Consider the following 5,198-nt stretch of genomic DNA (forward strand, 5'->3'; position numbering starts at 1 on the left):
CCAAAGATATGAACATGCATCCACCATCATTACAAGCAACCTTGATTTCCAGGAATGGGACCGGGCCTTTGAAAACAAGCTTTTGGGATCAGCTACCATCGATAGACTCCGGCATGATGCCTACCTGGTCTATTTGGATGGGCCCAGCTACAGGAAACCAAAGCCAAACCAAGCTCTCAAAAAAGAGGTGGAAAAAAGCCAAAAATCAGCCTAAAAAATGGGGGGTTCGCAACCTCAAGATGGCCACTTAAAACTGGCCCCATTAGGGCGATCATAGGGTGGCCCGATTAGCCGATCATGGGTGGCTCCATTGGGGTGGTCAATGACAGGTGCGAAATCTTTTTTACATTTCGCACCAATTAGTAGTCCTACCTATGGCGGGACTCGGGCATGACGAAAGCGGGAATTTATTTCCCGCGCATCTGTGTGCTGCGCGCAAAAAGTAAACAACTTTTTGCTCTCATTAATATGAAGGGTGAGGTCTGACCCTGGCCGGTTGTCGCGTATTTGTTTGCACTTTGCAATGTCCGATCGAGGACATGAGCTATACGGCATATCAAACCGGTCTGTAAATGATGAATGGAAACTCCTACTGGTCTATCCTTTACTTGTGATGACCGATAATTGCGTTTAAATGTTTAAATTGTATGAACTTATAAGTATATGGAAGGTGCGTGGCAATCTTGTCCTGCCCCGGGAAGGTTGCGCTTCGCTCGCAATGACGATTGAGAATCAGCTGACACTCCAATGAAAATGCAACTGCACTATACAACAATGGTATGGCAGAAGCTTATGAAAGCAGCCTGGATAAGCTGGGAAAAACAGAGAAGATCTTTAGAGCTTGCACATGCACTTGACGTGGAAATTATAATTCATGATTGTGAATGTTTTTGGTTAGTTCGGTATATAAAGTTAACTTTATTAACATTACATACACTTGTTGTGCGTAGACCGGATATACTTTTTTGTCAGAATCCATCAATAATTTTAAACTTTATTTTGATTTTTTTTCGTCCTTTATTTAAATATAAGCTTATAGCTGATAGGCATTCTAATTTCAAGTTTGAAAACAAAAATTCACCAAAAATAAAATGGAAAATATTTTTTCTTGTTAGTCGATTTACAGCAAAAAAAACAGATTTAACAATAGTTACCAACAATTATCTGAAGGATAAAATTGAAAATTGGGGTGGACGATCCTTCGTTCTTCAAGATAAAATACCTAAAATCACAAATTTATATGAAAAAAAAATGGGCGGTGATGTAAATATATTTGTAGTCAATACATATAGTGATGATGAGCCTTATTATAGTGTTATAGAAGCAGGGAGATTGATAAATAAAAGTTGGTATATTTATATTAGCGGGAAAATAAAAATTAAATTGCATAAATTATGTCCAAAAAATGTTATACTTACGGATTATATTGACGAGTCTGATTATTTTAGCTACATGCAATCTTGCGATATTATTGTTGTTTTAACAAAAAAAGAGTATTTGCTAAACTGTGGATCGTATGAAGCTTTGGCTCTCAATAAACCGATGATACTGTCAAACACTACGACAATCCGCTCATATTTTTCTAAAGGGGTTGTGTATGTTGATAATTCTCCTGAACAGATTGCCTCGGCTATCAATACAATAGTAGATAACTATGCATACTATTGCGATGCGGTTAGTAGCCTCAAAGAAAAACTAGCCATTGATTGGTCGAAAAGATTTACGAACCTCAAAACCGAAATCTCCAGTTTACATGATGAAAGTGCTCCTTATTGATCCAAACCTCAAGTCAACACTTGCCTGTGCTCGTTCCTTGGGGGGCCGGGGGGTGAAAGTTTGCATATGTGAAAATGGAGAACTGAGAAGCTTAAGCGGAGCATCAAAATACTGCTCTCAAAAGTATCACCGTTGTGGAAAACTTGATGATGTGCTCTCCAAGGTTCAGGAACCCTTGGTCATAATTCCAACTACGGATATAGGGATGATCGAGAGTTTTCAGTCTCAAGCAATCATAAAACAAAACCACATTTTTCCTTTTGGGGCCGATACGGCCTATAAGCAACTATCCGATAAATCATACCTCTTTCGTATTGCTCAGGAATTGGACATTTCTCACCCATATACCATTTTTTGCCAGGGAAAAGACATTGATCCCAACTTTTCCAGTATTGCGGCGCACATTCCTTTGCCCGCTGTGCTCAAGCCAGCATTGTCTCGGATACATACCTCACATGGGTGGCTTAAAACCAGTGTGAGGTATGCCCAAACAGCTGACGATTTCATGCGTATAGCTGCAACTACCCCGTTCGATTCTCATTCCTTCTTGATTCAAGAAAGGATTCATGGACCAGGAGTCGGGATTTTTCTTCTGTGCAATCAAGGTCAAACTGAGGCATTTTTTGCCCACCGACGGATCAGAGAAAAGCCGCCATCAGGGGGAGTGAGCGTTGTTTGTGAAAGCATTGATCCGCCACATGAAGCCTTGGATGCTGCAAAGCGTCTTTTTCAGCGGGTTGGTTGGACAGGAGTAGGCATGGTCGAGTTTAAGGTGGACAAACGAGACAACCGGCCAAAGCTCATGGAAGTCAATGCTCGATTTTGGGGATCATTGCAATTGGCAATTTCTGCAGGAGTAGATTTTCCGTATTTGCTGTACAAAATGGCCCTGGGAAAAGATTGCAGTGGTCCAGCTAGCTATAGAACTGGACTACGTTCCCGTTGGGAACTGGGGGATTTGGATCATTTGCTTATCAGGCTTAAAAACAGATCCAGCCTGCTGTCATTGCCCGAGGATGCTCCAGCAAAATCCAAGGTGTTTTTTAATTTCTGCACAGATTTTTTTCGCTCATCGATTCAGAATGAGGTTTTTAAATGGAGCGATCCCAAGCCGTTTTTCTTTGAACTCAAACAGTACGTTCGTGATTTGCGGAAGTGAGTCACCAGGTATCATAGAGGGCGCATGGGAAGAATAGGATATTGGCTCAAGTACTATTGGGCCAGAATGCTTCATTCTGCTGGAATAGTGGATCGTAAAATACAAGCCATACCCTCTGACAGATTTTTTGTTCTTATGTACCACCGCATCATACCAGCTAAGATGGCGGATGAGACTGTTCAGCCTGGTATGTACGTGTTACCAGAAACCTTCGATCAACATCTTCGCTTTCTATCCGTCCGGTTTGAGATGGAGTCGTTGCAGACGCTGTCGTCCGCGGAAGTCAAGCGGTGTAAAAAACCTCGGTGTATCGTGACCTTTGATGATGGTTGGCGAGATTTTTACGACTTCGCTTTTCCTATTCTTCGCAAATACCAAGTACCGGCTACTGTGTTTTTGCCGACCGGATTTATTGGCAGCAACTGCACATTTTGGACAGACCGTTTAGCCCAACTTCTCAAGAAAATTGAAAGTTCATCTACCGGAAAAGCAGTTGGTTCAAATCGGAGTGAAGATCCGCTTGTGCATAGGATTCTTTGTAATCAGTCCAACTTGCCGGAGTGGATCGAGTATTCCATTAACCTTCTGAAGGGGGAGATTGAGGAACGGATAGAGAAGGTATTGTGTGAACTTGCCTTGCTTGCAGGGGGATTTTCAAGATCTGAGCGTAGATTTTTGACCTGGAAAGAGGTCAGAGAGGCTCAAGCGAGTGACTTGATTGATTTCGGTTCTCATACAGTCCGACATCAGATTTTAACCCATCTGGACTCCGGGGTAATACAGACCGAATTAAAAGAATCCAGGCAAAAACTTATTCAAGAAAAAGCCGTCCACTCCGAATTCATTCCCTTCTGCTACCCGAACGGTAATTACTCTGTGAAAATTAAGGAGTTAGTCCAAGATGCTGGATACTCAACTGCCTGTACGACTAGATACGGTATCAATTTTCCGCAAGGTGATCGTTTTGCTTTGAAAAGAGTAGGTATCCATCAGGACATGTCTGCCCATGAGGGTCTGCTTGGGTGTCGACTGCTGGGAATCTGTTGATAAATCGAGAGTCGAGGCAGATGTAAGACCATGAAAGTCATGCATGTTCTTTCTGGCGACCTGTGGGCTGGTGCCGAAGTCATGGCTATAAACCTGCTTCAGGGACTTCAAGGTTGTGCTGGAGTGGAGCTTCGCGCTGTAGTATTAAACCCCGGCCGTCCGGCCAGGGAAATTGAGAGCTTGGGAATTCCAAGCACTGTCATAGACGAGAACAAAAGGTCATTTCCAGGACTCCTCTTTGAACTGAAAAAAGAGCTGGAGGCGTTTCAACCGGACCTGGTCCACTCCCACCGCTACAAGGAAAATTTGTTGGCCTATCTTGCCACAAGGGGAGAGCAAAAGATTGGACTTGTCAGAACGCAGCACGGAATGCCCGAAAAGTTCGGAAAGTCTTTTTCTCTTAAGGGTTGGGCAATACGGCAGGTCAACTTTAGATTTTTGACCCGATGCTTTGACTGTACTGTGGCGGTTTCCGACGAAATGAAATACACCATGCTCTCCGATTTTTTGTCCGGTCCAGGAAAAGTTGTCGTTATTCATAATGGGGTACATCCTCCAACGTTGGCCTCAAAGTACAAAGGCGGCGAGTTTGTTATCGGGACGTGTGGCCGTTTGTGCCCAGTCAAAAACTATTCCCTGTTTATCGACATGGCGATAAGGGTTCATCAAGAAGTCCCGAGCGTACGCTTTGTGCTGGCTGGAGATGGACCGGAAATGGATGTTTTGAAGGAAAGAGTTCACGGATACGGCCTGGAAAATTACTTTGACTTTCTTGGCCATATGGACAAAATGGAAGATTTTTTTTCCCGGCTGGATGTATATGTGAATACATCTCTACATGAGGGGATTCCTCTGAGTGTCCTCGAAGCCATGGTGCGTGGCGTTCCGGTTGTAGTGTTACCGCCGACACACACCGGACCCACCCATGCCGGGTTTTAAAGAGACCCACTCTGCTACCTGTTGATATCCCATGCTAATTTCTTCCCCATTTTTCGAGTCATCAGTCATGGTTGGTTACCGTTGAATTATTTAGCAACAAATTGTAGACAAGGCCCTATTTTCACTACCCCAGCGCCCTGGGAGTTCATTTGGTTGCTATTTTCGCGCATAGCTGAAGCGTCATAGGCCAAAAACAAAGCTTGTTTGGTGAGCCCATGACCTGTGAAAGCACTTAAGACAGGAATAAAAAAAAGCTCAGGCCTGTTTTCCAAACACG

At 43.4% G+C, this 5,198-nt stretch carries 6 protein-coding genes; 5 read left to right on the forward strand and 1 reads right to left on the reverse strand.

Annotated elements, in window-relative coordinates; all coding sequences use genetic code 11:
- The 5 genes from N902_RS18065 to N902_RS18070 all read left to right on the forward strand — a co-directional run.
- A partial coding sequence (locus N902_RS18065; RefSeq protein WP_034622995.1) for an ATP-binding protein occupies positions 1-214 on the forward strand: 214 nt, incomplete at its 5' end.
- Between the two features lie 578 nt (positions 215-792).
- Positions 793-1,776, forward strand: a complete 984-nt coding sequence (locus N902_RS0114000; RefSeq protein WP_161635196.1) for a glycosyltransferase — start codon at positions 793-795, stop codon at positions 1,774-1,776.
- Between the two features lie 205 nt (positions 1,777-1,981).
- Positions 1,982-2,935: a carboxylate--amine ligase gene (locus N902_RS19825; RefSeq protein WP_208596338.1), complete on the forward strand. Its 954-nt coding sequence runs from the start codon at positions 1,982-1,984 to the stop codon at positions 2,933-2,935.
- A gap of 24 nt (positions 2,936-2,959) precedes the next feature.
- The gene (locus tag N902_RS0114015; RefSeq protein ID WP_027371420.1) at positions 2,960-3,982 is read left to right on the forward strand and encodes a polysaccharide deacetylase family protein; all 1,023 of its coding nucleotides are present in this window, start codon (positions 2,960-2,962) and stop codon (positions 3,980-3,982) included.
- 30 nt (positions 3,983-4,012) lie between these two features.
- Positions 4,013-4,921 (forward strand): glycosyltransferase, encoded by a 909-nt coding sequence (locus N902_RS18070; RefSeq protein ID WP_051564614.1) that lies wholly within the window; start codon positions 4,013-4,015, stop codon positions 4,919-4,921.
- A gap of 86 nt (positions 4,922-5,007) precedes the next feature.
- Here the strand turns inward: N902_RS18070 and N902_RS20275 are convergent.
- Positions 5,008-5,198: hypothetical protein (locus N902_RS20275; RefSeq protein WP_034622621.1), on the reverse strand; the 191-nt coding region annotated here is incomplete at its 5' end.

The organism is Desulfovermiculus halophilus DSM 18834 (assembly GCF_000620765.1).
Taxonomy (GTDB): domain Bacteria; phylum Desulfobacterota; class Desulfovibrionia; order Desulfovibrionales; family Desulfothermaceae; genus Desulfovermiculus; species Desulfovermiculus halophilus.